Genomic DNA, 25235 nt, shown 5'->3' on the forward strand with positions numbered 1-25235 from the left:
CGCTACGAAGGCACTTCGCCGCTCGTCGTCGTGCCGGGCGCGCCGGCGTTCGTCTCGAGCAGCTCGCAGTGGCTCGCGGTGCACCGGCTCGCAGAGGACGCGCTCGTCGCGGTGCACGACGACGACGTGCCCGACGGTTTTCGAGCACGGAGAGTTGCTCGCGATCAGCGCCGACCCACGGCGCGTGATCACGGAGCGGGGGCGCGTGCTCGATCTCGAGGCGTGCCTCACGGCCACCGGACCGGCGCGCTGCTTCGTCGAGCAGACCCGGCTCCGGCTGGTCGACGAGACCCACGAGCTCGTCGCGCTCTCGAGCGCCGGCGCGGGGGACGTCGTCGCGGTGATCGACGAGCCCCTGCGCCCGGGTTGGTCGACGCGATGCGAGCAGCCGTGCGAGATCGTGCGCGTCGGCGTCGCGGCGCGGGCGTTGGTCGCGCGCGCGCAGTGGACCGCGCCGGTCGGGCGAGTCGTCGCGCTGCGCGAGGACGCGACCGACGGGAGCGTCGTGCTCGCCACGAGCCGCGGCTGCGACGGCGACGGGTGCACCGACTGGAGCATCACCCGCGTCGCGTTCTGAGTGGTCCGAGCGTTGCTCGACCTCGCGTCGTGCACCGATTGCTTGCCACGATGTGCCTCGTTCTCGCCGGCGGCTGCGCCGACGCATCCGAGAGCGACACGACCTGCTCGTTCGATCACGCGACGCGCGAGCTGCGGTGCGTACGGTTCGTCGATCCGATCCCCGACGCAGCCGACGACGAGAGCCAGCGCGTGGTGCTCGTCCGAGTGGCGGAGGCCGCGCTCGACGGCGCGCCGCGCACGCTCCGCGCCACCACTGATCACGTGCTGACCGAGCTCAGCTTCGCAGGCGAGCGCTTCGACGAGAGCGCGCTCGAGGGCACCGTGCCCGCGGAAGGCCACGACGTCGCGATCGAACGCGTCATCGTGTGGGCCCGCGTGCACCTCGTGCGTACGGAGGAGCACGACCGCGTGGAGCTCGACGGCGAAGTCCGGATCGACGCAGCCGGGCACGGCGAGATCGACGTGACGTGGAGCGATCCCGCGTCGTCGCGCGCCGGCGAGGGCTCGCTGCGCGCGACGTTCTGATCAGCGGCCGCGCTGCGGCGCGAGCGGCGTGAGGGTCACGTCGACCTCGGCGGTCTTCGTGCCGTCCTCACCTTCGCGCCAGTCGCTCGGCATCACCGGCACACGCTGGAGCGCGTGCCCTTCGCGATAGACGAGCAGCTCGACGACCTCGTCGGTCCGCACGTTCTGCACCGTGACCTGCGGGGTGAAGCCGACGAGGAGATAGACCTTCGCGCCCGGCGGGTTCGTGACGACGCGGATCGACCCGAGCTCCGGGCTCGGCGCGCCCAGCGCGTCGCGCGGGAGGCGCGTGTCGCCGAGCACCATGCGATCGGCGGGCATGGCCTCGTCGCCGGTCTGCATCGCGAGCTCGTAGCGCGGGCCCTCCGCGGTGCGCTCCCACTGCGCGTCCGCGGGCACGATCGCGCGCGTCGGCGCGCGTCCGTCGGCGATCGCGACGAGCTCGTACGCCATGCCGGTCGGGAGCTGCGTCGCCATCGCGGGGCCGCGTCCGACGAACATCAGCACCTGCGCGCGATCGGGCGTGCTGCGCACCGTGAGCGCGCCGAAGCGCGCTCGATGCGCGCGCAGCGCAGCCTCTTGCTCCTCGGGCGTCGGGCCCGCGGGTGCTTCGGGCGCGGGCGGACGACCGAGCGCGAGGTCGACGAGATCGGGGCGCATCAGCGCGACACCGGCGATCGCGAAGAGGATCACGACGACGAACGCGAGCACCCAGAGCAGTCCGCCGCCGCGCCCCGCGCTCTTCGGCGCCGCCTCGAACTCGTCGAACGAGGGCGGGCTCACCGGCGCGCTCTTCGCGCGCGGCTTCGGCGCGGGCTCGACCGGAGGCTCGGGCTCGGGCGCCATCTCCCTCGCGCGGGGCGCGGGCTTCGCCGGACCGCTCGGCGTCGCGCGCTTCGGCGCGGCGATCGCGGCGAGCTCGGGCTTCGGCTCGTCGAGCGTGATCGCGTCGCTGAGCGCTTCCTTGCGCGGGCGCGTCGGGACCGGCGCGACGATCGCGCCGGGCGGCGGCGTGACCGAGAGCGGGTGCGGATCCTTGTCGGGATCGGCGAACGGATCCGAGAGATCGGCGGGCGGCGCCTGGAACGCCGGCGCCGCGAGATCGGGATCGGACACGCCACGCGCGCCCGACGATGCCGCGGGCTTCTTCGGCGCCACGCCGATCAGATCGTCGAGCGCGTCGTCGAGCTGATCCTCGGGCACCTCGTCGAGCGCGCTCTCGGCCTGCGACGCCGCGCGACGCGCCTCACGGATCATGCGCGAGAGGACACGCCGCGACGCACCACGGTTCAGCGGGACCAGCGACGCCTCGAGCTCGTCGCGCAGCCGCTCCAGCGCGGCCGGCCCGCTCCCGGCGCCGTGCTCGACGAGCCCGACGAGCACCGGCGGCACGCCGGTGCCCGACGCGACCAGCAACGTCGCGAGCAGCGCGATCACCGAGCGCGCCGCTTCCTCCGCCGATGCGCTGTTCGGCGGCGCGAACACCGAGACCGTCCCGTCCTCGGCGATGCGTACGTCGCCGCCGCGCACGATCGCGGGACCGCGCAGCAATGCCTCCACCGCCTCGAGCGCGACGAACGCGCCGATGTCGGACGGGATCCGGATCCTCCGCGACTTCAGGGACGCGACGAGATCGTCGATCGTGACGCCGAGCAGATCGTTCATGCGTTCGCAGCGGGCGGCCGCACGCGGACCCCGCGCGCCGAAAGGTACTGCTTCACCTCGGCCACCGTGAAGACGCCGTCGTGGAAGACGCTCGCCGCGAGCGCCGCGTCCGCCGCGCCCTCGACCAGGCCGGCGCGGAAGTGGTCGAGCGTGCCGACACCGCCCGATGCGATCACCGGGATCGACACCGCCTCGGCCACCGCGCGGGTCAGCACGAGATCGAAGCCTTCCTTGGTGCCGTCGCGGTCCATGCTCGTCAGCAGGATCTCGCCCGCGCCCCGCGCCTCGACCTCGCGCGCCCACGCGACGACGTCGAGCCCCGTCGGGTTGCGACCGCCGTGGGTGAAGACCTCCCAGCCGCCTTCGGCGCGGCGCCGTGCGTCGATCGCGACGACCAGCGCCTGTGCCCCGTACGCACCGGAGATCGCCTCGATCACCTCGGGCGTCTTCACCGCGGCGGTGTTCACCGCGACCTTGTCGGCGCCCGCGTGCAGCAGATCGCGCGCATCGGCGCGGGTGCGCACGCCACCTCCGACCGTGAGCGGCACCGCGAGCGCCTCCGCGGTGCGCTCGACGACGTCGATCAGGATGCGACGCGCGTCGCTCGACGCGGTGATGTCGAGGAACGTGATCTCGTCCGCGCCCTCGCGGTCGTAGCGCGTCGCGCACTCGACCGGATCACCCGCGTCCCGCAGCCCCACGAACTGCACGCCCTTCACGACGCGCCCGTCCTTCACGTCGAGGCACGGGATGATGCGCCGCGCGACCATCAGCGGACCTCCGCCAGCGCGGCGAGCGCCTCGGGAAGCGTGAACGCGCCCGCGTAGAGCGCGCGCCCGCACACCGCCGCCCGCACGCCGGCGCGCGCGAGCTCGAGCAGATGCGCGATCTCGCCGATCCCGCCCGACGCGATCACCGTCGCGCTCACCGCCGCCTGCAGCGCCGCGGTCGAGTCCACCGCGGGCCCGAGCCGCGTGCCGTCGCGATCGATGTCGGTGTAGAGGATCGCCGCCGCGCCCCACGCATCGACGCGCCCCGCGAGCTCCTCCGCGCGCACGCCGCTGCCCTTCTCCCAGCCCTCGATCGCGACCTCTCCGCCGCGCGCATCGATCGCGATCACGAGCTTGCCCGGGTGCTTCGCGCAGAGCTCGGACACGACGTCCGGGCTCTTGATCGCCGCGGTGCCCATCACGACGCGCTGCGCGCCCGCCGCGAGCCATCGCTCGGCCGCGCGCGCATCGCGCACGCCGCCTCCGACCTGCACCGCGATCGACACGCTCGACACGATGCGCTCGACCAGCGCGGCGTGCGCCGCGTCGCCGGTGCGCGCGCCCTCGAGGTCCACGACGTGCAGCCGCTTCGCGCCCTGATCGGCGAAGCGCTTCGCCTCCACGACGGGATCGTCGGCGTACACCGTGACCTCGTCGTAGCGTCCCTTGTGCAGCCGCACGACCTTGCCGTCGAGCAGGTCGATCGCCGGGATCAGCTCCACGCGCCCTCCAGGTATCGCGTCAGCAGCGCGTGCCCCGCCGCTCCGCTCTTCTCGGGGTGGAACTGACACGCGAACACGTTCTCGCGCGCCACCGCCGCGCAGAACGCTCCACCGTGATCCGCCGTCGCCGCGATGATCCCCGCGTCGTCGGGCACGCAGACGTACGAGTGCACGAAGTAGAACCAGCGCGGCTCGGAGCGCAGCAGCGGATGCGGCGAAGCCGGAAGCGCGAGCTCGGCCCAGCCCATGTGCGGCACCTTCAGGCGCTCGCCGCCCGCGTCGCGCAGATCGCGCGCGAAGCGCTTCACGGTGCCATCGAAGATCCCGAGGCCCGCCATGCCCGGCGCCTCCTCGCTCGATGCGAAGAGCGCCTGCATGCCGAGGCAGATGCCGAGGTACGGACGACCGCTCGCGACGAACGCCCGCACCGCGCCGCCGAGCTCGCCCTCGAGCGCCGTCGCGCAGTCGCGGAACTGCCCCTGGCCCGGCACGACGAGGCGCGGCGCGTTCGCGATCACGTCGGCATCGCTGCTGATCCGCGCCGACGCACCGGCGCGCTCGAGCGCACGCGCGACGCTGCGCAGGTTGCCCATCCCGAGGTCGACGACGACCACCTCTCTCGTGGCCGCGCTCATTCGGTCAGCGTTCCCTTCGTCGACGGCAGCACGCTCGCCGCGCGCGGATCGATCTCGCTCGCGTCGCGCAGCGCGCGCGCCAGCGCCTTGAACGAGATCTCGATGATGTGGTGGAGGTTGTCGCCCGCGTGCTTGTAGAGGTGCAGGTTGCACTGCGCGCCGCGCGCGAAGCCCTCGAAGAAGACGTCGGCGAGCTCGGTGTCGAAGTTGCCGACCTTCGCCTTCGGCAGATCGATGCGCGACTGGAAGAAGGTGCGCCCCGAGAGATCGATCGCGCACGTCACGCAGGCCTCGTCCATCGGGAGCGTCGCCGAGCCGTAGCGACGAATGCCGCGCTTGTCGCCGAGCGCGTCCGCGACGCAGCGACCGATCGTGATCGCGAGGTCCTCGGTGGTGTGGTGCCCGTCGATCTCGACGTCGCCCTGGGCGCGCACCTTGAGGTCGATCATCCCGTGCCGCGCGAGCTGCTCCACCATGTGCGAGAGGAACGGCAGCGGCGTCTGCACGTCGTACTGCCCGGTGCCGTCGAGGTCGATCTCGACCTCGATCCGCGTCTCCTTCGTGATCCGCTCGAGGATGGCGCGCCGCGTCATGGAGGGCGGCAATCTACCTCGCGCGAAGCCTCTGCTCCACTTCGGCGAGCCGCGCCTGCAGGAGGGCGTTGTCGGGCTCGTGCTGCATCGCGAGCTTCAGGTTGAGCCGCGCCGTCGCCCAGTCGCCCTTCTTGAATGCTTCCGTCGCCTTCTGCGCGAACGGACGCGCGCGCGGCGAACGGATCGCGAGGCCGCCGGTCGCCGGCCCGTTGCCGCGATCGGTCTTCTCCTCGGGGTCGAGGCGGAGCTTCCCGCGGGCGCGCTGGGCCTCGTAGATGCGGCGCTGCTCGGGGTCGAGGAGCACGCGGTACGCCTCGGCCCCGCGCCGGTAGATCTGCGCGGCGCGCTCCTGTTTCTCGGCCGGCGCGCCCGCGAAGCGGTCGGGGTGGTACTTCGCCGCGAACGCGTGGAACGCGCGCCGCACGTCGTCGACCGTCGACGTCGGCTCGACCTGCAGCAGGTCGTAGTAGTCCAATTGGTCCAGCCGGTCGTCGCTCATCCGACCATCTGCTGCTGACGCGCGGCCATCTTCTGGATGTCCGCGTCGCTCATGCCGCCGACGAGCTGGATGCGGATCGACTGCTCGCGCCCGGTGTCGAGATCCTTCGCCTTCACGCCGAGCGTTCCGTCGGCGTCCATCAGGAACGTCACGCCGATCTTCACCGCGCCGCGCAGCGCCTGACGCAGCCCGGAGAGCTCGATCTCGCCGAGCGGCTGGTTGTCCTCGAGGCGCCGCGACTCTCCCTGCACGACGCGCACGCGCACGCTGTCCTGCATGTCCGTCGCGGTCGAGAACACGCGCGTCTGCTCGACCGGGATCGCCGCGTTGCGCTTGATGACGTGCTCGCAGAAACCGCCGACCGTCTCGACGCCCAGCGAGTGCGGCGTGACGTCGAGCAGCAGCGGCGGACGCACCGACTCCGGCGGCGGAGGCGGCGACGACCAACCGCTCGCGATCGGCGCGCTCGGCTGCGCCGGCGCGGGCGGCAGCGCGGCGGGCTCGCGCGGCTTCACCTGCGGCGCGCTCGGCGGATCACGGAACTCCGGGACCGGCCGCGCGGCGACCGGGCGCGGCGGAGGCGGCGCGGCCTTGCCCACCACGACCGAGCGCGCCGCGACCACGCCGGGGATCGCCGGGAGCGGCGGCTTCGGCGGCGCGACGGCGGGCTTCGCGGGCAACGGAGGCGGAGGCGGCACCGCGACGGGCTCGTTCTTGGCCGGGGGCGGCGGGAGCGACGAGCGCTCGAACGGCGATCGCCGCACCAGCGTCTCGTCCTCGTCGCTGGTGCGCGGCCCGAGCCACGAGTCGTCCGGCGGAGGAGGCGGAGCCGCCTGCTCGCGCGGCTGGAACGCGGGACCGACCGGGCGCTGGGCCGCGATCTCGTCCTCGAGCTCGGCGCGTCGCTGCACCGCCTTGAGCTCGGTCTGCGTGACGCGCTTGAGCGCGACCTTGCCGAGCGCCGCGGGCGGCGGCACCGACGCCGTGCTCCCGCGCAGCGCCCATCCCTGCAGCGCCGCGCCCTGCGCGACCACGAGGTCGGGATCGATCGTCGCGAGCGGCTCGCGCCCGAAGTACTCCGCGACCAGCCGCCGCACGATCGGCATGCGCGTGCTGCCGCCGACGAGGATCACGTTGTCGAGCTGCGTGGGCCGCACCCCCGCGGTGCGCATCGCCTCCTCGCACACGTCGAACGTGCGCGAGATCAACGGGCGCACCATCTGCTCGAGCGCGTCGCGCGAGAGACCGAACGTGAGATCGAGCGAAACGCCGCCCTCGCCGTACGCGAGCTCCTCGACGCGCAGGTGCACTTCCTCTTCGCTCGAGAGCTGGCACTTGCTCCACTCGGCCGCGGCGCGCAGTCGCTCGTAGGCCTGCGGATCCTGGCGCGGATCGAAGCGGTGATGCGCGAGGAACGCGTCCGCCATCTTCTCCGCGATCAGCACGTCGACGTCGTCGCCGCCGAGGAACGTGTCGCCCGCGGTCGACATCACCTCGAACACGTCGCCCGCGAGCTCGAGGATCGTCACGTCGAACGTGCCGCCGCCCATGTCGTAGATCGCGATCCGCTCGCGCGATCCCCGTCCGTAGCCGTACGCCAGCGCGGCAGCGGTCGGCTCGTTCAAGATGCGCAGCACCTCGAGCCCCGCGATCTTCCCGGCGGCCTTCGTCGCGCTGCGCTGCAGCTCGGTGAAGTTCGCGGGCACCGTGATCACGGCGCGTGTGCACTCGGTGCCGAGCGCCTGCTCCGCGATGCGACGCACCTCGCGCAGCACGAACGCGCTGATCTCGGGCAGCGTGTACGCCTCGCCGCGCGCCTGCACCGTCACGCCCTGGTTCGGCGCCTCGGTCAGCGCGAACGGGAAGCGCTCCTGCGCACGCTGCACCTCGATGCTGCGATAGGGGCGCCCGATCAGGCGCTTCACCGAGTAGATCGTGTTCTTCGCGTCGAGGAGACGACGCTCGCGCGCGGGGTACCCGACGAGCACGTCGCCTGCGGGATGGAACGACACGACCGAGGGGATCAGGCGATTCCCCTCGGCGTCCATCAGCACCTGCGCACGTTGGCCCTCCGCGACGGCGACGACGCTGTTGGTGGTGCCGAGGTCGATTCCGAGGACGGGAGACGCCATGAGCCGAGACTTCGACCGGGCAGTCTACCTGAACGTCCGTCCGAAAATCTCGTGGCGGATCAGGCCTCGGGCAGCGTCGCGAGGACCTCGTCGATCCAGCGATTCACCTGCTTCGGGAAGGGCCACATCCATCCGTACGCGGGGCTCGTGAACTGGCGCAGCACGTGCGCGCGCAGCTCGGGCGAGCGCGCCTTCGCGGGGCCCCACACCTCGGCGACCGCGCGGAACGTCTCGGCGTACGCCTCCCACTCGATGCGCGCGCGACCGTACGCGAGCCCCAGCGGGAAGAACGGCAGCGCGTAGAGGAAGCTCATCAGCAGCATCCCGTAGCGACGCGACTGGCGCAGGTGCACCGCCTCGTGCCGCATCGTGATGTAGCGCTCGCGCGGATCGCGCTGCTCCCACTCGGTCGGCGTGTAGATCGTCCGACCGAGCACGGTCGTGTAGCGCGTGAGGTAGGCCGACTGTCCGCCGAGCGTCACGATCTTCAGCAGCCGATCGATCACGATCGACATCGTGTGCCCGCGCTTGCTCACCACGCGCAGCCCCGGGAATTCGCGCTGCAGCGCCTCGACGTACTCGCGGTAGAGCGCCTCGCTCACGAGAAGCTGCCCTGGCGTCGCTCGAGACCGTCGTCTGGCAGCTCGTACCAGTCGCCCTTGTCCGCGACGTGGATGTGCACGCCCGCGCGCAGTCCCGTCGGTGCATCGAGCGAGCCCGCGGTCACACCGCGCACCTTCGAGCCCTCGTGCTGCCAGAACAACGTCGTGCCGCACGTCCCGCAGAACCCGCGCTGCACGTGCTCCGACGAGCGATACCAGCGCAGCGCGCCCTGCGCGTCGTGCAGCACGAACGAGTCGACGAGCGCGGTCGTGTACGCGCCCGCGTAGCCATGCACCCGCCGGCACATCCCGCAGTGACAGAACGAGACCTCGCGCATCGGCGCGTGCACCTCGAACGAGATCGCGCCGCACAGACAGCGCCCGCGCCCGTGCACCGCGCTCACTCGGGCTCCTCTTCGAAGCGCGCGAGCCCGTCGTCCGGGATCTCGTAGTAGTCGCCCTTGCTCCCGACCCAGATGTGGCTCTCGACGCGCACGCCGGTCGGCGCATCGAGCGAGCCCGCGGTCACCTCGCGCTCGCGCTCGGTCGCGCGATCGAAGAACAGCCCCGACCCGCAGGTGCCGCAGAACCCGCGCTGCACGTCGTGCGACGAGCGATACCAGCGCAGCGCGCCCTGCGGATCGTGCACCACGAACGCGTCGCGCTCCGCGCTCGCATACGCGCCGACGTGCGAGTGCTGGCGACGACAGATCGAGCAGTGACAGAACGAGAGCGCGCGCAGCGGCGCGCGCACCTCGTACGAGATCGCGCCGCAGAGGCAGCGTCCCGTGTGGTGCGCGCGCGCCGCGTCGCTCATGCGTCCTCGCCCGGCCCCTCGTTGCCCGGCGGCGGCATCGACTCGCCGAGCTCCGGCAGCGGCGCCGGCTCGCCCTCCTCGGGCTCCGCGAGGCGCTCCACGTCGACCACGCGCTCGTCGCCCGACACGCGGATGATGCGCACGCCCTGCGTGTTGCGGCCCGCCTCGCGGATCTGGTGCACGTGGGTGCGGATGATCTGCCCGCCGTTCGTGATCACCATCACCTGATCGTCGGGGCTCACCACGCGCAGCGCGACGAGCTCGCCGTTCCGCTCGCTCGTCTCCATCGCGATGATCCCGAGGCCACCGCGGTTCTGCACGCGCCACGTGGAGTTGCCCTCCGCGTCGCGCATCGGCGTGCGCTTGCCGTAGCCGTTCGCGCTGATCGCGAGGACCTGCTTCGACTCGTCGTCGATCACGTCCATGCCGATCACACGATCGCCCTCGCGCAGATCGATGCCGCGCACGCCGCGCGTGTCGCGGCCCGTCGGGCGCACGTCCTCCACCTGGAAGCGGATCGACATGCCCTTCGCGGTTCCGATCAGCACCTCGCTCTTCTCGTCGACGATGCGCGCCGCGAGCAGCTGGTCGCCGTCCTCGATCTGCACGCCGATGATGCCGCTCGAGCGCATGTTCCCGTACGCGCTCAGCGCGGTGCGCTTCACCGTCCCGCCGCGCGTGCACGTCAGCATGAAGTGCTCTTCGTCGAACTTCTCGACGGGCACGATCGCCGCGATGCGCTCGCCCTGCGGATCGACGGCGAGCATGTTGTTCACGTGCCGTCCGCGCGACGCGCGCGACGCGACCGGGATCTCGTAGACCTTCTTCGTGTAGGCCTTGCCCTTGTCGCTGAGGAAGAGCAGGTCCGCGTGCGCGTTCGCGACGAAGAGCTGCGCGACGAAGTCCTCCTCGCGGAGCTCCGCGGCGCGCGTGCCCTTCCCTCCGCGGCCCTGCGCGCGGTACTCGGTGAGCGGCACGCGCTTGAGGTAGCCGCCGTGCGTCACCGTGACCGCCATCGGCTCGTTGGCGATCAGATCCTCGATCGAGATGTCGCCCTCGGCCGCGACGATCTCGGTGCGGCGATCGTCGCCGTGCTTCTCGCGGACCTCCTTGAGCTCGTCGACGATCACGTCGAGCAGGAGCGCCTCGCTGCCGAGGATCGCCTCGAGCCGAGCGATCACGTCCGAGAGCTCGCCGTACTCGCCCGCGAGCTTCTCGCGCTCGAGCCCGGTCAGGCGCGCGAGGCGCATGTCGAGGATCGCCTTCGCCTGGCGCTCGCTCAGGAAGTAGTCGCCGCGCGCCTTCGCGGTCGCGATCTCGTTCTCGGGGCGTCCCGCGCGACGCACGAACTCCTCGAGCCCCTTGAGCGGGAGCTTCATCAGGCGATCGCGCGCCTCGTCCTGATCGCGCGACTCGCGGATGGTGCGCACGACGAGGTCGACCTCGGTCGTGGCCATGCCGAGGCCCTCGACGAGCTCGCGCTGCTCCTTCGCCTTGCGGAGATCGAAGCGCGTGCGGCGCGTGACGACCTCGCGGCGATGCGAGATGAAGATCTGGATCGCCGACTTGAGGTTCAGGACCTGCGGCTGACCGTGCACGATCGCGAGGCAGTTCACGCCGAACGTGCTCTGCAGCTGGGTCTGCTGGTAGAGCTGGTTCAGCACGATCTGGCCCGGTGCGTCGCGCTTGAGCTCGATCACGACGCGCATGCCGTCGCGATCGCTCTCGTCGCGGAGATCGCTGATCCCCTCGATCTTCTTCTCGCGCACGAGCTCCGCGATCTTCTTGAGGAGCTCGGCCTTGTTCACCTGGTACGGGATCTCGGTGACCACGATCATCTCGCGGTCGTTCTTGCCCGGCATCGGCTCGATCTCGGCGCGCGCGCGCATCACGACGCGGCCGCGCCCCGTGAGGAACGCCTGGCGGATGCCCGAGGTGCCGTAGATGAAGCCGCGCGTCGGGAAGTCCGGGCCCTTCACGCCGAGGAAGCCGTTGGCGTCGTCGTTCGCCATCAGCTCGTCGATCGTGATCTCGGGGAAGCGGATCACGCGGATGGTCGCGTCGACGATCTCTCGCAGGTTGTGCGGCGGGATGTTCGTCGCCATGCCGACCGCGATGCCCGCCGATCCGTTGACCAGCAGGTTCGGGATCCGCGACGGCAGGACGCTCGGCTCGAGCTCGGCGTCGTCGTAGTTCGGACGCCAGTCGACCGTCTCCTTGTCGATGTCGGCGAGGATGTCGGTCGAGATCTTCGAGAGGCGGCACTCCGTGTAGCGCATCGCCGCCGCGGGGTCGCCGTCGACGCTGCCGAAGTTGCCCTGGCCGTCGATCAGCGGGTACCGCATCGCGAAGTCCTGGGCCATGCGGACCAGGGCGTCGTAGACCGACGCGTCGCCGTGCGGGTGGTACTTGCCGAGCACGTCGCCGACGACGCGCGCGCTCTTCTTCGGCGCGCTGCCGGCGCGGATGCCTTGCTCGTGCATCGAGTAGAGCACTCGGCGATGCACCGGCTTGAGCCCGTCGCGCGCGTCGGGGATCGCGCGTCCGACGATGACGCTCATCGCGTACGCGACGTACGAGGCGCGCATCTCGTCGTCGATCGAGTGGGGGATCGTCTGGCTGGCGTTGGCCATGAAAGGGTGATCTCTCCGCGGGGACCGCGGCGCGCCGGGCTCGGATCGAGGCCGGCGCGCTGCGATCGAAGGGCGGCACGGTACCACGCCGGCCAGTCTTTTCCTACACGCGTACGCGCGTGAGCGTACGCGCGCACGCACGCGTGAGAGAGAGGTCGTGGTGCCAACCGAGTTGCCGCCCTCGCACCGGCGCTCCCGCGCGATCCGGTAGGATCCCGGCCTGAGCTGCGGGTGGCACCCCGGTTGCCATCGGAGAAAAATCGGCTCGCCACTCCGGGACGAGCGCTCCCAACCACCGAGTGGAAAGTCGACCCGCCGCATGCGACCGATCCGCACGACCGTGGAGACCCTCCGCCGCAGCCTCCTGCGCCTCGTGGCGCCCTTCGTGCTCGTGGTCGGCCTCGCGGTCGGCGCGCCGGGCTGCGCGGCTCCCACGCTGCCCCTGCCGCCGCCGACGGCCCTCGTCTCGGCGCCCGACGAGGAGGGCTTCGTCGAGGTGAGCGGCGTGTCGCGCCCCCTGGCGATCGTGATGGGCTTCAACGAGGACCGGCGCGCGGGTGTCATCGCCGAGGCGGGCGAGGACGGCGCGTACACGCTGCGGATCCAGGCGAGCATCGGTGAGACGATCACCGTCTGGCAGATGGTCGGATCCGATACGAGCCAGCTCGTCTCGCGCGTGGTGCCGGATCGTTAGCGCATCGTTTTGTTGACCACGCTGTCCTACATCGCCTACACCGCTTTACACGTAGGCGCGTGGAGGCGGCGATGGACAGCGCGATGCGAGATCTCGATCGGGTGCGGGAGCGCGACGAGGGCGAAGGCGCCGGGCGGCGCATCGCGCTCCTCGGGCTCGCGGGGATCACCACGGTCGGCGTGGTGCTCTCGCTCTGCCTGCAGGTCGGCACCGGCACCGCGGACGACGCGGCCGCCGACTCCGATCCCCTCGCGCGTCTCGATCGTGCGTCGGGCCTCGCGCCCGCCGAGCCGTGCCTCGACGACGACGGCGCGCAGGCCGAGCGCGACGAGGACGAGGTCGATCCCGTCGCGCTGACCTTCCCCACGACGCTCCAGGGCGACGATCGCCCCGAGGTCTCGGCTGCGCTCGCGGCCGCGGCGGCGGAGCTCCGCCACCCCGATCCGCTGCCCGGCGCCGGCGTGCCGACGATCGCGGCGCCGATCGTTCCGGTGACCGCGGCCGAGCTCGCGGAGCGCCTGCCCGCCGCGCTGCCCGCGGCGATCGCGGCCGGGAGCGGTGGCTCGCTCGCGCGCGCCGCGGCGGTCGATCCGATGCTGCAGGGCGCCCTCCCCGAGGCGCGCGTCGGCGAGGCCGCGCCCGAGGGCCGCGACGGCGAGTACACGGTGCAGGTCATCTCGTACGACAGCCCCGAGGGCGCGCAGGCGTTCGCGGCGGGCCTGCGCGCGCGCGGTCACCGCGCGTTCGTGCTGCGCGCCGAGGTCGAGGGCCGCGGCGTCGTGTACCGCGTGCGCATCGGTCCCTTCGAGACGAACGCGGAAGCCCAGACCTACCGCCGCCAGTTCGAGGAGACCGAGCGGATGAACACGATCGTCGTCCGCCGCCGCGAAGAGTGAGCGGCGGTCAGTCCGCGAACCAGACGAACGAGTGAGCGGCGCTCAGTCCGCGAACCAGACGAACGAGTGAGCGGCGGTCGGTGATCGCGGTACCATCGCAGCCCGAATGGACGAATCGGTCCTCCAGGGGCTGCTGAAGAAGGGCGTGCAGTACAAGGCGAGCGACGTGCTGCTCAAGGTCGGGCAGCCGCCCGCCTTCCGCGTCAGCGGCGTCCTCCACTACCTGCAGGGCGACAAGCTCCAGCCGCAGCACACGCGCGAGCTCGCCGAGGTCGTGCTGAAGCGCTCGCGCTTCAAGGGCACCGTCGACGATCTGCAGCAGTACGACACGTCCTATTCGATCCCCGGCGTCGGTCGTTATCGCGTCAACGTCTATCGCCAGCGCGGATCGCTCGCGCTCGCGCTGCGCTCGATCCCGCTGAAGATCCCGACGTTCGAGGAGCTCCGCCTGCCCGGGATCCTCCCGCAGCTCGCGGAGCTCGAGCGCGGGATGATCCTCGTGTGCGGCGCGGCGGGGAACGGGAAGTCGAGCACGCTCGCGTCGATGATCGGGCACCTCAACGCGACGCAGCGGGTGCACATCGTCACGATCGAGGACCCGATCGAGTTCATCCACGCCGACAACCTCGCGTCGGTGTCGCAGCGCGAGATCGGCATCGACACGCCGGACTTCGCGACCGCGCTGCGCGCTGCGCTGCGCCAGGATCCCGACGTGATCCTCGTCGGCGAGATCCGCGACGAGGAGACGATGGACATCGCGCTCAAGGCGAGCGAGACGGGCCACCTCGTGCTCTCGACGCTGCACACGCCGGACGTCGCGCGCACCGTGGGCCGCGTGCTCTCGCTCGCGCAGAGCTCGGATCCCCAGGAGACGCGCGAGCGCTTCGCCGACAACGTGAAGGCCATTCTCGCGCAGCGACTGCTCCCCGCAGCCGACGGGCGCGGCATGGTGCTCGCGCTCGAGCTGCTCGTCGTGACCGGCACCGCGCGCGAGACGATCCGCAAGCCCGAGGGGAACCCGCCGCTGAAGGACATCATGGAGCGCGGCGCGCATCCCTACGGGATGCAGACGTTCGAGATGCACGTGCGCGAGCACGTGAAGAGCGGGCTGGTCACGGTCGAGACGGCGCGCGCCGCGCTCGGATGATCACTCCGCCGCGCGCGCGGCGCGCTGCTGGCGCGGCCTCGTGATCAGCCAGTGCCGGAGCGCCTCACGCGCGACGAAGCTCGCCTTGATGCGCCACTCGGGCCTGTTCACGACCAGCGCCGCGACCGCGATCTGCGGCCGATCCGCGGGCGCGAAGCCCACGAACCACGTGTAGCCGCGGTATGGCCGCTCCGCGCTGAGCGTGCCGGTCTTCCCCGCCACGCGGATCCCCGGGAGGAACGCGTTGCCGCGCTCGTCGTGGAACGCGCGCCGCGCGGTCCCGTGCGAGACCGTGCGCTGCATCATGCGGTTCAGCGCGCGCGCGGTGAGACGACCCACGACCTGGCGATGCACCGCGGGTCGCTGCTCGTACGCGACGTGCCCTTCCCCGTCGATCAGCGACTCCACGATGCGCGCGCGCGGCATCGCTCCGTCGTTCGCGATGGTCGCCGCGATCAGCGCGCCGTGCAGCGGCGACAGGCGCGAGTGCCAGAACCCCGCCGCGGCGCGCGCGCGCTCGAGCCGCTCCTCGGGCACGTCGATCGGGCTCGCCGTGGTCGGCACGTCGAAGGGCAGCGCCTCGCCGAAGCCGAACGCCGACGCGTAGCGCTCCATCGTCGCGGGCTCGAGGTGGCGATCCGAGAGCTTCGCGAACACCGCGTTGATCGAGCCGCCCATCGCCTCCTCGAGCGTCGCGCAGAGCGTGTCGCGCCGCGGATCGTCCTCGAGGTGCTCGCGCACGAGACGGCTGCCGCCGCCGTGATAACAGACGCGGGTCGCGGGCCCGACGCCCGCATCGATCAGCGCAGCGCCGGTGATCACCTTGAACACAGACGCCGCCGGAGCGCTCGGCGCGAGCACGAGATCCTCGGCGTCGGCCTCCGCGCTCGAGTGGCTCACGTACGCGAGCACGCGCCCGGTCGCGGGCTCGATCGCGACCAGCGCGCCCCAGGGCACCTCGTAGCGCGCGAAGAGCCCCTCCATCTCGCCCTGCAGCCCCGGATCGAGCGTGAGGATCGCGGTCGATCCATCGGGCAGATCGCTCACCAAGGTTCCGTCGACCGCGCGATGGACGCGCGGATCGAGCGCACGCAGCGCGCGTGGTGGGCGCGTGGCCGGCGCGGTCGTGCGCTCGGGAGCCGAAGCACGCGCGGCACGGCGTGGTGTGGCCTCGATCGGATCGTCCGCGTGGGTCGGCGAGACGTGGATCGATCCCGTCGCGCCGATCATCGCGATCGCCACGAGCAGCCGCGCGATCCGGGACCTCACCATGCGTGTCAACGTCGCAGCTCGCGGATCGGTGAGTCAACAAAGCGACGGTCTGGTCGCCCGCTTGCGCTGCAACTGTTTTCTCGCGATGATCACGCCTTCATGGAGGACGAGCGGACGACCAATCCGAACAAGACGGTCGTCACGGTCATCTCACACCCGTCGAAGAAGGCGGGCGGGTCCCGCGAGGCCTGCCTCGTCATCATCTACGGCGAAGATCTCGGTCGGCGTGTGCCGCTCGGCGAAGAGCCGTGCGTGATCGGCCGCTCGAGCAAGTGCGACGTGCAGGTCGATCAGGAGAGTGTGTCGCGCAACCACGCGCGCATCTCGCGCCTCGGCGACGGCTACACGATCCGCGACCTCGGCTCGACGAACGGCACCTACGTCAACGACGAGCTCGTCGACGAGATCGTGCTGCGCGACGGCGACCAGCTGAAGATCGGGCGCACGATCTTCAAGTTCATCGTCGGCGGGAACATGGAAGCGCAGTACCACGAGGAGATCTATCGGTTGATGACCATCGACGGTCTCACCGAGCTCCACAACAAGCGCTTCTTCACCGAGTCGCTCGAGAAGGAGATCTCCCGCGCGAAGCGCTACGAGCGCAGCTTCTCGCTGGTGCTCTTCGACATCGATCACTTCAAGAAGATCAACGACACCTACGGGCACCTCGCGGGCGACGCGGTGCTGCGTCAGCTCGGTGCGCTGGTCCGCGGGCGCGTGCGGCGCGACGACGTCCCGGCGCGCACCGGCGGCGAGGAGTTCGCGGTGATCCTGCCCGAGGTCGGTCAGGAGGGCGCGGCGCTGCTCGCCGACAAGCTGCGCCGCGCGGTGCAGGACAGCACGTTCCGCTTCGAGGGCACGATCATCCCGGTGACGATCAGCCTCGGCGTCGCCGAGTGGACCGAGGGCGTGGTCGACCCCGCGGACCTCGTGAAGCAGGCCGACGAGAAGCTCTACGAAGCGAAGCGCGGCGGCCGCAATCAGGTCCGCAGCTGAGCGCGGATCAGCGCACGACCGCGAGGCCGCGCTTGCCGTCTTCGCGCATGTGCACCGGGGACGCGAGCGTTCGGTCGAGCACGATGTCCTTCGCGCCGTCGTAGCGGCCGAACGTGAGCACGCCGGTCGGGCACGTCTGCACGCACGCGGAGCAGCGCACGCACTGCGGATCCTCCATCGGCGCGCCGCGCTGCGCGAACGCCATCACGTCGATGCCCTGGTGGCACGCGCTCGTGCAGCGGTTGCACGAGATGCACTTCTTCTTGTCGGCGAAGATGCGGAAGAGGCCGAACGCGCGCTGGTAGACGTGCATGAGCGCGGCGAGCGGGCACGCGAAGCGGCACCAGGTGCGACCGCTCATCCAGAAGTAGAGGCCGACGCCGAGGATGCCGGCGAAGAGGATGTCGACCACGTGGTAGTAGTCGAGCGGGATCCCCAGGATCGACAGGTTCGAGAGCCCGGCGCGGAACCATCGGCCGAACAGATACCCGGGCCACGCGCGCGGCTGGATCCAGCTCACCACGCGGAAGAAGAGCAGGACGAACGCCGCGCCGAGCACGACCTGCCCGAGCATGTTCAGACGGTTCCAGAACGGACCGTGCGGCATCTTCTCGCGATGCGCGTCGCCGAGTGTCTCCGCGAGCGCGCCGCACGAGCAGATCCACCCGCAGTACGCACCCTTCCCCCAGCGCCGCACGATCAGCGGGATGATCACGAACGTCTGGACCAACGAGATGCCGAGCCAGAGCCACATGGGCCGCTCGGTGAACACGTTCCAGATGAAGAGCGGCCACGCGAGCACGAGCCCGAACGCGCGCCAGTACTCGCGGCCGTGTCCGTACTCGACGCGCGGGAAGAGCCCGTCGGCGATCGCGCCGATCGCGCCCGCATCGAACACGCCGGTGCGACCGAGCAGCGGCAGCACGAAGTAGGGCAGCACGAAGAGCGGGATCAGCTGCACGAGCGTCAGCGTGATCGTCTGCTTCGTCACGTACGGCGTGCGTCGTCGCCGGATGCGCGCGATGCCGAAGCCGAGCACGGCCGCGCTGTACGCGGTCGAGTACCAGAAGCCGGGCTCCTCGAGCGAGATCGTGATCGTGTGCAGCACCGATCCCGCCGCGGGCGCGAGCGCTTCGCGAATTCCGAACGGGAACCAGCCGCGCGACTCGAACGCACGCGTGAGCGCGCCCCCGGACTTCCACGTGTAGACGAACGTGCAGAACGCGAGGAACGCGATCATCGAGGTGATCGCGCGCCCGCTCCACTCGCGCGCGATGCGCACGCGGGAGCGACGCAGGAAGTCGAGCGGGGCCTCGCGCCCGATCATCGCGAACACACGATCGACCTCGAGCGTGGTGCCGTCGTCGAGCTCGACGCGCGTGGGCTCGATCGCACGCACCCGCTTGCCGAGGCGAAGGTCGATGGCGCGCTCGGTGCGCACCGACTCGGCGTTCTCGTGCTTGGCGCGCGCGAGATCGGCGCCGCGATGCACGAGCGTCACCTTCGCGCCCTCGCGCGCAAGCGCGATCGCGGTCTCGCACGCGGAGTCTCCTCCGCCCACGACGAGCACGCGCTCGCCGCGATGATCGGCGGGGTCGTAGAGGCGATGGTGGACGTGCTCGAGATCCTCGCCGGGTAGGTCGAGGCGGCGCGGATCGCCGGTGCGTCCGATCGCGATCAGCACCCGACGCGCGTGCACCGGCGCGCCCTCTTCGAGGTGCACCGCGAGCAGATCGCCGTCGCGCTCGACGTGGGTCGCGCGACCGGCGCGCGGCTCGATCTCGTGCGCGACCCGCTGCGCCTCGAGCTCGTCGATCAGCGCCTCGCGCACGTCGGTCGAGACCTGCATCGCGCCCTCGGGCACGAGCTCGGTCGGATACCTGAAGATCGGCTTCCGCGCCGGGAGCTCGTGCACGGTGTCGAACGCGCGCGAGGCCTCGATCACCTCGGCGCGCAGCCCGCGCGCGCGTGCCTCGATCGCCGCGGCGATCCCCGCGACACCACCACCGACGATCGCGAGATCGAGCTGGGCGCGATCGCGGTCGGGATCCCGATCGAGCTCACGCGAGAATGCGCGGACGGCGCGCACCGCAGAGTCGATCGCCAGCTTCAGGAGCGGCACGCCCGTGAGATCGCCGGCGATGCGGAGCCCGGGCACGTCGGTGGCGCCGTCCTCCCCGACGATCGGAAGACGCTCCACGCCGCCCGCGGGCCAGCGCGTGTGGAGCCACCGTGCGTAGCGCGCGAAGGGCATCTCGGTGCGTGTACGGCGCGGGGCGCGGCCCCGTTTCGCCGGCAGATACTACAGTGACTTAGTCAAGAACCAAACGCCGTGATTCGCAACGGGTTCACGGCCGGACCGGGAGATTCCACGGTTCGCCGATTGACAATCTGCGGACCCGGGGACCAGACTCCGGCCATGCGCGAAGCGCTTCGACTGGTCCCCGCGCCTTCACCCGAAGGCGGCACAGCGCTGGACCTGGATGCGATCAACGCACGGTTCGAGGGCGCGTCCGCCGAGGACGTGATCGCGTGGGGGCTCGAGACCTTCGGCGAGTCGATGATCATGAGCTCGAGCTTCGGCGCGGAGAGCGCGCTGATGCTGCACCTCGTGACGCGCGTCGCGCCGCGCATCCCGGTCGTGTTCCTCGACACGGGCTACCTCTTCCCCGAGACCTATCAGTTCGCCGAAGAGCTCGCCCAGCGACTCGATCTGAACCTGAAGGTCTACTCGCCGAAGATGACCGCCGCGCGCATGGAGGCGGTCTACGGGCGGCTCTGGGACGGGACCGAGGAGGAGATCGCGCGCTACGGCCGCATCACCAAGGTCGAGCCGATGGACCGCGCGCTCGCGGAGCTCGGTGGGCGCGCCTGGGTCGCGGGCCTTCGTCGATCGCAGACCGAGTTCCGATCGAGCCTGCGCCACGTCGAGCTGCAGGACGGCACGTACAAGCTCCATCCGATCCTCACGTGGTCGCGCGACGACGTGAAGCGCTACATCGTCGAGCACGATCTGCCGTACCACCCGCTCTTCCATTACGGGTACCGATCGATCGGCGACGTGCACTCGACGTCGCCCACGACGCTCGATCAGGACGAGCGCGACGGACGTTATCTCGGCAGCAAGAAGGAGTGCGGCATCCACCTGCCGCGCACGCCCGAGGCCGACGCATCGCTGAAGAGCTCGGGGCTCTGACCGAGCAAACGGCTCGGTCGTTCGGACGTCTCACAGGCCCGGCGGGGATCGAACCCGCACCCGCATGCGCAAAACGAGCGTCTTGGGAAACGCGCTTCCCTAGCGACCCGGGATCTCCGTGCCATTCGGTGCATCCGCAACCCTGCCCACACCCCACACCCAGCGCTGACGCCGGTAGCAGGTCGCATGCGGCCTTTTACGGTCCGGTTCCTACCATTTTCCGGTGCTCTGTCCGTTTGAGCTACGGGCCCGCGGACGCGCAACGCAGCGCTCGTGCCGCGCGGAACCCCGTGCTTTCGGGCGATCTCGACGATACGGCCGGATAAGCGCCTATCTTTGGAACGGATAGATCGATCCGAGCGCCAGGATGCCAGTCAGCTCGTCGAGCGCGCGGCGCGACTCGTCGAGCAACGACGGGTCCGCGAGCTCGCGCGCCTCGAGACGATCGCGGTAGTGCTTGGTCACCCACGCGACGAGCACTTCGTACGTGCGGTCGTTCATCCAGCACGTCGGGCGCACTGCGGCGATCTCTTCGGGCTCGAGCACGACGCGCAGGCGCAGGCACGCGGGGCCGCCGCCGTTGCGCATGCTCTGGCGCAGATCGAACACCTTCACCTCGCGGAAGACGCCCTGCTCCACGAGGCGATCGAGCAGCTTCGCGACGGGCGCGACCTCGCGGCACTCCTCGGGCGCGACGAGGATGCGACCGCCGCCCGGCGGCGTGAGGATCTGCGAGTTGAAGAGGTAGCTCTTCACCGCGTCCTCGACGCTCACCTCGGACGCGCGCACCTCCACCGGCTCGAACCCCGGGATGCGCGCGGCGATCGCACGGAGCACCTCGTCGCGATCGCGGAACGCGAGCTCGTGGAAGAAGAGCATCTGCTGGTGGCCGACCGCGATCACGTCGTTGTGGAACACGCCCTGATCGATCACGTCGGGGCTCTGCTGCACGAAGAGCGCGCGTGTGTCGTCGAGCCCATGGAGGCGCGCGATCGCCTGTGATGCCTCGAGCGTCTGTCGCGCCGGGAACTTCTTGGGCGCGCTCGGATCACCACCGATGCCGCGACGGCCGTACACGAAGAGATGCAGCGCGTGATCGCCCGACACCAGGCGCGTGTGGTTCGCCGCGCCCTCGTCGCCGAACGCCTGGCCCATCTCGAGCGGCTCGTGCACGACGAAGCGCGATCCGTCCGCGAAGATCGCGCGCAGCGTGCGCGTGGTCTGTGCGGGCTCGATCGCGCGGTGCGGGCGATCGAGCAGGTTCGCGGGCGTGAGGTGCACGCGCGTGTCGGGGGTGTCGGCGCTCGGCGCGATCGTCGCGGCGTTCGCGGTCCACATCGACGACGCGGAGCAGCAGAGCGCGAGCAACATCGGCGCGTCCGTCGCGGCGCGCTCGATCACCTGCGCATCGGTCGCGCCCGAGAGCCCGAGGCGACGCAGCGCGTGCACGTCGGGACGCTCCTGCGGCGGAAGGATGCCCTGCGGGATCCCGAGGTCCGCGAGCGCCTTCATCTTCGCGAGGCCCTGCAGCGCGGCGGTGCGAGGCGAGCTCGTGCCGCCGAGGTTCGAGGTCGACGCGACGTTGCCGTACGACAGGCCCGCGTAGTTGTGAGTGGGGCCCACGAGCCCGTCGAAGTTCGCCTCGGTCGCCTTGGCCGTCATGGGATGCGCATGGTAGCGCGCACGCATGGAGCCGCGGATCTCGGTGCTGCTGCCGTACCGCGACGTCGCGGAGACGATCGACGAGGCGCTCTCGAGCGTGCTCGCCGAGCGCGAGGTGCCGATCGAGGTGATCGCGATCGACGATGCGTCGCGCGATGCGAGCGCGGCGAAGGTCGCAGCGTTTCGTGATCCGCGCGTCGTGATGGTGCGCGGCGAGGGCGCGGGGATCGTGCGCGCGCTGCAGCTCGGGATCACGCATGCGCGCGCGCCGTTCCTCGCGCGGATGGATGGTGACGATGTGTCGCTGCCCGGGCGCTTCGCGGCGCAGCTCGATGCGCTCGAGCGCGATGCGCGCCTCGCGGTGATCGGCGGGCGCGTCGACGCGTTCCCCGATCACGTCGTGCAGGACGGAATGCGGCGCTACGTCGCGTGGATGAACGCGCTCGTCTCGCCCGAGGAGCACGCGCGCGATCTCTTCGTCGAGGCGCCGCTCTGCCATCCCTCGGTGACGATCCGGCGCGATGCGCTCGAGCAGGTCGGCGGGTATCGCGACACCGAGTGGGCCGAGGACTACGACCTCTGGATGCGCCTCGATGCCGCCGGTTGGTCGTTCGCGAAGATCGATCGCGACGTGCTGCGCTGGAGAGAACGTGAGGGTCGCCTCACGTTCTCCGATCCGCGTTATTCGCACGAGCGACATCGCGCGCTGAAGGCGCGTTTCCTCGCGCCGAAGCTCGCACGGCTCGCGCGCGGTCGTGCGCTGACGTGCTGGGGCGCGGGACCGACCGGACGCCGATTCGCACGCGCGCTGGAGCAGGAAGGCGCGCGTTTCTCGCGCTTCGTCGACATCGATCCGCGCAAGATCGGGCGCATCGCGCGCGGAGCGCCGATCGTCGGTCCCGACGTGATCGATCGGGCGCGCGAGCTGATCGTCGTGTCGGTCGGGGCCGCCGGCGCGAGGGCGCTGATCCGGGCCGAATTGACGTCTCGCGGATGGATCGAAGGCGACGAGTTCGTCTGCGCGGCGTGATGCCGCTCACGCCCGTATAATGCGCCGCGTCATGGGTTACGAAGCGCGGTTCCGCTGTGTCGCTGGTTGCGCGGGCACCTATCCGCTCGACCAGGTCATCTATCGCTGCCCCACCTGCGGCGAGCTGCTCGAGGTCGCACACGACATCGAGGCGCTGCGCGATCGCAGCGCGGCCGCGTGGATGCGGCTCTTCGACGAGCGCTGGATGAGCACGCGCTGGCCCTACGGCAGCGGCGTCTGGGGCAAGAAGGAGTGGGTCGCGCCCGGCGTGCGCGACGAGTGCGTCGTCTCGATGGCCGAGGGCGGCAGCAATCTCTTCTGGGCCGAGCGCTACGGCAGCTCGCTGGGCGTCGGCGATCTGTGGCTGAAGCTCTGCGGCAACAGCCACACCGGGTCGTTCAAGGACCTCGGCATGACGGTGCTCGTCAGCGTCGTGCGCCAGATGATCACCGATGGAAAGCCGATCCGCGCGATCGCGTGCGCGTCGACCGGCGACACATCGGCTGCGCTCGCCGCGTACTGCGCGGCCGCGGGGATCCGCGCGGTGGTGCTGCTGCCGAAGGGGAAGATCTCGACCGCGCAGCTGGTGCAGCCGCTCGCGAACGGCGCGCTCGTGCTCGCGCTCGACACCGACTTCGACGGGTGCATGGCGCTGGTGCAGAAGCTCGCCGACGAGCCCGGCGTGTACCTCGCGAACTCGATGAATTCGCTGCGGCTCGAGGGCCAGAAGACGGTCGCGCTCGAGATGGTGCAGCAGTTCGACTGGCAGGTGCCGGACTGGGTGATCATCCCCGGCGGCAACCTCGGCAACGTGTCGGCGCTCGGCGCGGGGTTCGAGATGATGATGACCCTCGGGCTCATCACGAAGCGGCCGCGCATCTGCGTCGCGCAGGCGCAGGCGGCGAACCCGCTCTACCGCGCGTACAAGCAGGGCTGGGAGAAGTTCGAGGCGATGACCGCGGAGCCCACCGAGGCGAGCGCGATCCGCATCGGCAACCCGGTCTCGGTGCGTCGCGCGATCCGCACGCTCAAGGCGTTCGACGGAGTGGTCGAGCAGGCGAGCGAGGAAGAGCTCTCCGAGGCGGCCGCGGCCGCCGATCGCACCGGCACCTACGCGTGCCCGCACACCGGCGTCGCGCTCGCCGCGCTCGAGAAGCTCGTCGCGCGCCGCGAGATCAAGAAGGGCGATCGCGCGGTCGTGATCTCCACCGCGAACGGCCTGAAGTTCACCGACTTCAAGGTGCGCTACCACGAGGGCCGGATCCCCGGCACGAGCGGTCGCGGTCGCAACGTGCCGGTCGAGCTCCCGCCCGACTACGAGGCGGTGAAGCGGGCGGTGCTGAGCGATCTCGATCGCTCGCGGTGACCCACGTGAGGCGCTACCTCGACTGCTCGAGGTAGCGCTTCATGCACGCGCGGCGAGCGCTTCGAGCGTCGCGCGATCGTCGCGGCGCAGGCTGACGAGCCGCACTCGCACGTCGAATCGCCCGTCCTCGCGGCGCTTAGAGCCAATCGTCTTGCCGCTCAGCGAGAGCGTGCCTTCGTCGCGAGCGAGGGTGATCGAGACCGGCGCGCCAGGCGCGTACGCGCGATCGATCGCGACGTGCAGGACCTCGCCCGCGAACGCGAGCGCGTCGCCCTGCCCGCCTTGGGTGATCGTCACCGCACCGAGCGTCATCGCGCCTTCGCTCCCTTGATCGCGGCGCGCGCCTCCTTGAGGTCGACCTCGCGCTTGAGCTTCTCGCGCTCGTCGCCGATCTTCTTGCCCTTGCCGATGCCGAGCTCGAGCTTGACCCAGCTGCCCTTGAAGTAGAGGCGGACCGGGACGAGCGTGTAGCCCTTCGTCGTGATCCGGCCCGACCACTTCTCGATCTCGCCCGCGTGCAGCAGCAGCTTGCGGGTGCGTCGCGGATCGTGGGCGAACGCGGTCGCGGGGCCGTAGGGCGGGATGTAGAGGTTGTGCAGGTACACCTGCCCGTTCTCGAAGCGCGCGAACGCGGCCTCGAGATCGGCACGCCCCGCACGCAGGCTCTTCACCTCGGAGCCGGTGAGCACCAGGCCCGCCTCGACGCGCTCCTCGATCTCGTAGCGCTGCGTGGCCTTCGGGTTGCGCGCGACGAGCTTCTCACCGGTCGCGGCACCCTTCTTCGCGTTCTTCACGGACATGTCT

The 25235-nt window shown here is 70.9% G+C and carries 25 protein-coding genes and 1 pseudogene; 9 read left to right on the forward strand and 17 right to left on the reverse strand.

The window, feature by feature from the left end; genetic code table 11:
- Window positions 1-184: 184 nt before the first annotated feature.
- Window positions 185-577, forward strand: coding sequence for a hypothetical protein (locus I5071_RS12840; protein ID WP_236605726.1), 393 nt, complete (start codon window positions 185-187; stop codon window positions 575-577).
- Window positions 578-627: 50 nt separating this feature from the next.
- The gene (locus tag I5071_RS12845) at window positions 628-1104 is read left to right on the forward strand and encodes a hypothetical protein (protein ID WP_236605727.1); all 477 of its coding nucleotides are present in this window, start codon (window positions 628-630) and stop codon (window positions 1102-1104) included.
- On the opposite strand, the gene I5071_RS12850 is transcribed toward I5071_RS12845, so the two are convergent.
- The 11 genes from I5071_RS12850 to gyrA are packed head-to-tail and all read right to left on the reverse strand — an operon-like array spanning window position 1105 to window position 12172.
- Window positions 1105-2769, reverse strand: a complete 1665-nt coding sequence (locus I5071_RS12850; RefSeq protein WP_236605728.1) for a hypothetical protein — start codon at window positions 2767-2769, stop codon at window positions 1105-1107. It abuts the gene before it with no gap.
- On the reverse strand, window positions 2766-3539 hold the full coding sequence (hisF, locus tag I5071_RS12855; RefSeq protein WP_236605729.1) for an imidazole glycerol phosphate synthase subunit HisF: 774 nt from the start codon (window positions 3537-3539) through the stop codon (window positions 2766-2768). The genes I5071_RS12850 and hisF overlap by 4 nt, the downstream gene beginning before the upstream one ends.
- On the reverse strand, window positions 3539-4261 hold the full coding sequence (hisA, locus tag I5071_RS12860) for a 1-(5-phosphoribosyl)-5-[(5-phosphoribosylamino)methylideneamino]imidazole-4-carboxamide isomerase (RefSeq protein ID WP_236605730.1): 723 nt from the start codon (window positions 4259-4261) through the stop codon (window positions 3539-3541). The genes hisF and hisA overlap by 1 nt, the downstream gene beginning before the upstream one ends.
- Window positions 4252-4896 (reverse strand): imidazole glycerol phosphate synthase subunit HisH, encoded by a 645-nt coding sequence (gene hisH, locus I5071_RS12865; protein WP_236605731.1) that lies wholly within the window; start codon window positions 4894-4896, stop codon window positions 4252-4254. Before hisH ends, hisA begins: the two co-directional genes overlap by 10 nt.
- Entirely contained in the window at window positions 4893-5489 is a 597-nt protein-coding gene (gene hisB / locus I5071_RS12870; protein WP_236605732.1) for an imidazoleglycerol-phosphate dehydratase HisB, read from the reverse strand. The genes hisH and hisB overlap by 4 nt, the downstream gene beginning before the upstream one ends.
- Before the next feature lie 13 nt (window positions 5490-5502).
- Complete coding sequence (locus tag I5071_RS12875; RefSeq protein ID WP_236605733.1) at window positions 5503-5988, reverse strand: J domain-containing protein; 486 nt, start codon at window positions 5986-5988, stop codon at window positions 5503-5505.
- The gene (locus tag I5071_RS12880; protein WP_236605734.1) at window positions 5985-8120 is read right to left on the reverse strand and encodes an Hsp70 family protein; all 2136 of its coding nucleotides are present in this window, start codon (window positions 8118-8120) and stop codon (window positions 5985-5987) included. Before I5071_RS12880 ends, I5071_RS12875 begins: the two co-directional genes overlap by 4 nt.
- A gap of 59 nt (window positions 8121-8179) precedes the next feature.
- Entirely contained in the window at window positions 8180-8722 is a 543-nt protein-coding gene (locus tag I5071_RS12885) for a hypothetical protein (protein WP_236605735.1), read from the reverse strand.
- Window positions 8719-9126 carry a GFA family protein gene (locus I5071_RS12890; protein ID WP_236605736.1) on the reverse strand — a complete coding sequence of 136 codons (408 nt, stop codon included), beginning with the start codon at window positions 9124-9126 and terminating at the stop codon, window positions 8719-8721. Before I5071_RS12890 ends, I5071_RS12885 begins: the two co-directional genes overlap by 4 nt.
- Window positions 9123-9539, reverse strand: coding sequence for a GFA family protein (locus I5071_RS12895; RefSeq protein ID WP_236605737.1), 417 nt, complete (start codon window positions 9537-9539; stop codon window positions 9123-9125). The genes I5071_RS12890 and I5071_RS12895 overlap by 4 nt, the downstream gene beginning before the upstream one ends.
- Complete coding sequence (gene gyrA, locus I5071_RS12900) at window positions 9536-12172, reverse strand: DNA gyrase subunit A (RefSeq protein ID WP_236605738.1); 2637 nt, start codon at window positions 12170-12172, stop codon at window positions 9536-9538. The genes I5071_RS12895 and gyrA overlap by 4 nt, the downstream gene beginning before the upstream one ends.
- Window positions 12173-12491: 319 nt before the next feature.
- On the opposite strand from gyrA, the gene I5071_RS12905 reads away from it, so the two are divergent.
- The 3 genes from I5071_RS12905 to I5071_RS12915 all read left to right on the forward strand — a co-directional run bounded on the left by I5071_RS12905 (window position 12492) and on the right by I5071_RS12915 (window position 14909).
- Entirely contained in the window at window positions 12492-12866 is a 375-nt protein-coding gene (locus tag I5071_RS12905; RefSeq protein WP_236605739.1) for a hypothetical protein, read from the forward strand.
- Window positions 12867-12949: 83 nt separating this feature from the next.
- A complete protein-coding gene (locus I5071_RS12910; RefSeq protein ID WP_236605740.1) occupies window positions 12950-13762 on the forward strand; it encodes an SPOR domain-containing protein in 813 nt (270 codons plus the stop codon).
- A 106-nt stretch (window positions 13763-13868) separates the two neighbouring features.
- On the forward strand, window positions 13869-14909 hold the full coding sequence (locus I5071_RS12915; protein WP_236605741.1) for a type IV pilus twitching motility protein PilT: 1041 nt from the start codon (window positions 13869-13871) through the stop codon (window positions 14907-14909).
- Here the strand turns inward: I5071_RS12915 and I5071_RS12920 are convergent, their stop codons facing one another.
- On the reverse strand, window positions 14910-16181 hold the full coding sequence (locus tag I5071_RS12920; protein ID WP_236605742.1) for a penicillin-binding transpeptidase domain-containing protein: 1272 nt from the start codon (window positions 16179-16181) through the stop codon (window positions 14910-14912). It abuts the gene before it with no gap.
- Window positions 16182-16280: 99 nt separating this feature from the next.
- Between I5071_RS12920 and I5071_RS12925 the strand changes: the two genes are divergently transcribed.
- On the forward strand, window positions 16281-17177 hold the full coding sequence (locus I5071_RS12925) for a GGDEF domain-containing protein (protein WP_236605743.1): 897 nt from the start codon (window positions 16281-16283) through the stop codon (window positions 17175-17177).
- Between the two features lie 7 nt (window positions 17178-17184).
- Here the strand turns inward: I5071_RS12925 and I5071_RS12930 are convergent, their stop codons facing one another.
- Complete coding sequence (locus I5071_RS12930) at window positions 17185-19431, reverse strand: FAD-dependent oxidoreductase (protein ID WP_236605744.1); 2247 nt, start codon at window positions 19429-19431, stop codon at window positions 17185-17187.
- A 165-nt stretch (window positions 19432-19596) separates the two neighbouring features.
- On the opposite strand from I5071_RS12930, the gene I5071_RS12935 reads away from it, so the two are divergent.
- Complete coding sequence (locus I5071_RS12935; protein WP_236605745.1) at window positions 19597-20373, forward strand: phosphoadenylyl-sulfate reductase; 777 nt, start codon at window positions 19597-19599, stop codon at window positions 20371-20373.
- Between the two features lie 33 nt (window positions 20374-20406).
- Here I5071_RS12935 and I5071_RS12940 read toward each other — a convergent pair.
- Window positions 20407-20624: pseudogene (locus I5071_RS12940) on the reverse strand.
- A gap of 79 nt (window positions 20625-20703) precedes the next feature.
- On the reverse strand, window positions 20704-22035 hold the full coding sequence (gene astB, locus I5071_RS12945; RefSeq protein WP_236605746.1) for an N-succinylarginine dihydrolase: 1332 nt from the start codon (window positions 22033-22035) through the stop codon (window positions 20704-20706).
- Between the two features lie 25 nt (window positions 22036-22060).
- On the opposite strand from astB, the gene I5071_RS12950 reads away from it, so the two are divergent.
- Both I5071_RS12950 and thrC read left to right on the forward strand, forming a co-directional pair.
- Entirely contained in the window at window positions 22061-23065 is a 1005-nt protein-coding gene (locus tag I5071_RS12950; protein WP_236605747.1) for a glycosyltransferase, read from the forward strand.
- A gap of 31 nt (window positions 23066-23096) precedes the next feature.
- Window positions 23097-24431 (forward strand): threonine synthase, encoded by a 1335-nt coding sequence (thrC, locus tag I5071_RS12955; protein ID WP_236605748.1) that lies wholly within the window; start codon window positions 23097-23099, stop codon window positions 24429-24431.
- Between the two features lie 39 nt (window positions 24432-24470).
- Here the strand turns inward: thrC and I5071_RS12960 are convergent, their stop codons facing one another.
- Together I5071_RS12960 and smpB are read right to left on the reverse strand one after the other, a co-directional pair.
- Window positions 24471-24743 carry a hypothetical protein gene (locus tag I5071_RS12960; RefSeq protein ID WP_236605749.1) on the reverse strand — a complete coding sequence of 91 codons (273 nt, stop codon included), beginning with the start codon at window positions 24741-24743 and terminating at the stop codon, window positions 24471-24473.
- The gene (smpB, locus tag I5071_RS12965) at window positions 24740-25231 is read right to left on the reverse strand and encodes an SsrA-binding protein SmpB (protein ID WP_236605750.1); all 492 of its coding nucleotides are present in this window, start codon (window positions 25229-25231) and stop codon (window positions 24740-24742) included. Before smpB ends, I5071_RS12960 begins: the two co-directional genes overlap by 4 nt.
- Window positions 25232-25235 lie beyond the last annotated feature (4 nt).

The sequence above is a fragment of the Sandaracinus amylolyticus genome, assembly GCF_021631985.1.
GTDB lineage: Bacteria > Myxococcota_A > Polyangia > Polyangiales > Sandaracinaceae > Sandaracinus > Sandaracinus amylolyticus_A.

Excerpts from the sequence above, each read along its gene's own strand:
- I5071_RS12845 (WP_236605727.1), top strand. The coding sequence starts at position 628 with ATGTGCCTCGTTCTCGCCGGCGGCTGCGCCGACGCATCCGAGAGCGAC.
- I5071_RS12850 (WP_236605728.1), bottom strand. The coding sequence starts at position 2,769 with ATGAACGATCTGCTCGGCGTCACGATCGACGATCTCGTCGCGTCCCTG.
- hisF (WP_236605729.1), bottom strand. The coding sequence starts at position 3,539 with ATGGTCGCGCGGCGCATCATCCCGTGCCTCGACGTGAAGGACGGGCGC.
- hisH (WP_236605731.1), bottom strand. The coding sequence starts at position 4,896 with ATGAGCGCGGCCACGAGAGAGGTGGTCGTCGTCGACCTCGGGATGGGC.
- hisB (WP_236605732.1), bottom strand. The coding sequence starts at position 5,489 with ATGACGCGGCGCGCCATCCTCGAGCGGATCACGAAGGAGACGCGGATC.
- I5071_RS12875 (WP_236605733.1), bottom strand. The coding sequence starts at position 5,988 with ATGAGCGACGACCGGCTGGACCAATTGGACTACTACGACCTGCTGCAG.
- I5071_RS12880 (WP_236605734.1), bottom strand. The coding sequence starts at position 8,120 with ATGGCGTCTCCCGTCCTCGGAATCGACCTCGGCACCACCAACAGCGTC.
- I5071_RS12895 (WP_236605737.1), bottom strand. The coding sequence starts at position 9,539 with ATGAGCGACGCGGCGCGCGCGCACCACACGGGACGCTGCCTCTGCGGC.
- gyrA (WP_236605738.1), bottom strand. The coding sequence starts at position 12,172 with ATGGCCAACGCCAGCCAGACGATCCCCCACTCGATCGACGACGAGATG.
- I5071_RS12905 (WP_236605739.1), top strand. The coding sequence starts at position 12,492 with ATGCGACCGATCCGCACGACCGTGGAGACCCTCCGCCGCAGCCTCCTG.
- I5071_RS12910 (WP_236605740.1), top strand. The coding sequence starts at position 12,950 with ATGCGAGATCTCGATCGGGTGCGGGAGCGCGACGAGGGCGAAGGCGCC.
- I5071_RS12915 (WP_236605741.1), top strand. The coding sequence starts at position 13,869 with ATGGACGAATCGGTCCTCCAGGGGCTGCTGAAGAAGGGCGTGCAGTAC.
- I5071_RS12920 (WP_236605742.1), bottom strand. The coding sequence starts at position 16,181 with ATGGTGAGGTCCCGGATCGCGCGGCTGCTCGTGGCGATCGCGATGATC.
- I5071_RS12925 (WP_236605743.1), top strand. The coding sequence starts at position 16,281 with ATGGAGGACGAGCGGACGACCAATCCGAACAAGACGGTCGTCACGGTC.
- I5071_RS12930 (WP_236605744.1), bottom strand. The coding sequence starts at position 19,431 with ATGCCCTTCGCGCGCTACGCACGGTGGCTCCACACGCGCTGGCCCGCG.
- I5071_RS12935 (WP_236605745.1), top strand. The coding sequence starts at position 19,597 with ATGCGCGAAGCGCTTCGACTGGTCCCCGCGCCTTCACCCGAAGGCGGC.
- astB (WP_236605746.1), bottom strand. The coding sequence starts at position 22,035 with ATGACGGCCAAGGCGACCGAGGCGAACTTCGACGGGCTCGTGGGCCCC.
- I5071_RS12950 (WP_236605747.1), top strand. The coding sequence starts at position 22,061 with ATGGAGCCGCGGATCTCGGTGCTGCTGCCGTACCGCGACGTCGCGGAG.
- thrC (WP_236605748.1), top strand. The coding sequence starts at position 23,097 with ATGGGTTACGAAGCGCGGTTCCGCTGTGTCGCTGGTTGCGCGGGCACC.
- I5071_RS12960 (WP_236605749.1), bottom strand. The coding sequence starts at position 24,743 with ATGACGCTCGGTGCGGTGACGATCACCCAAGGCGGGCAGGGCGACGCG.
- smpB (WP_236605750.1), bottom strand. The coding sequence starts at position 25,231 with ATGTCCGTGAAGAACGCGAAGAAGGGTGCCGCGACCGGTGAGAAGCTC.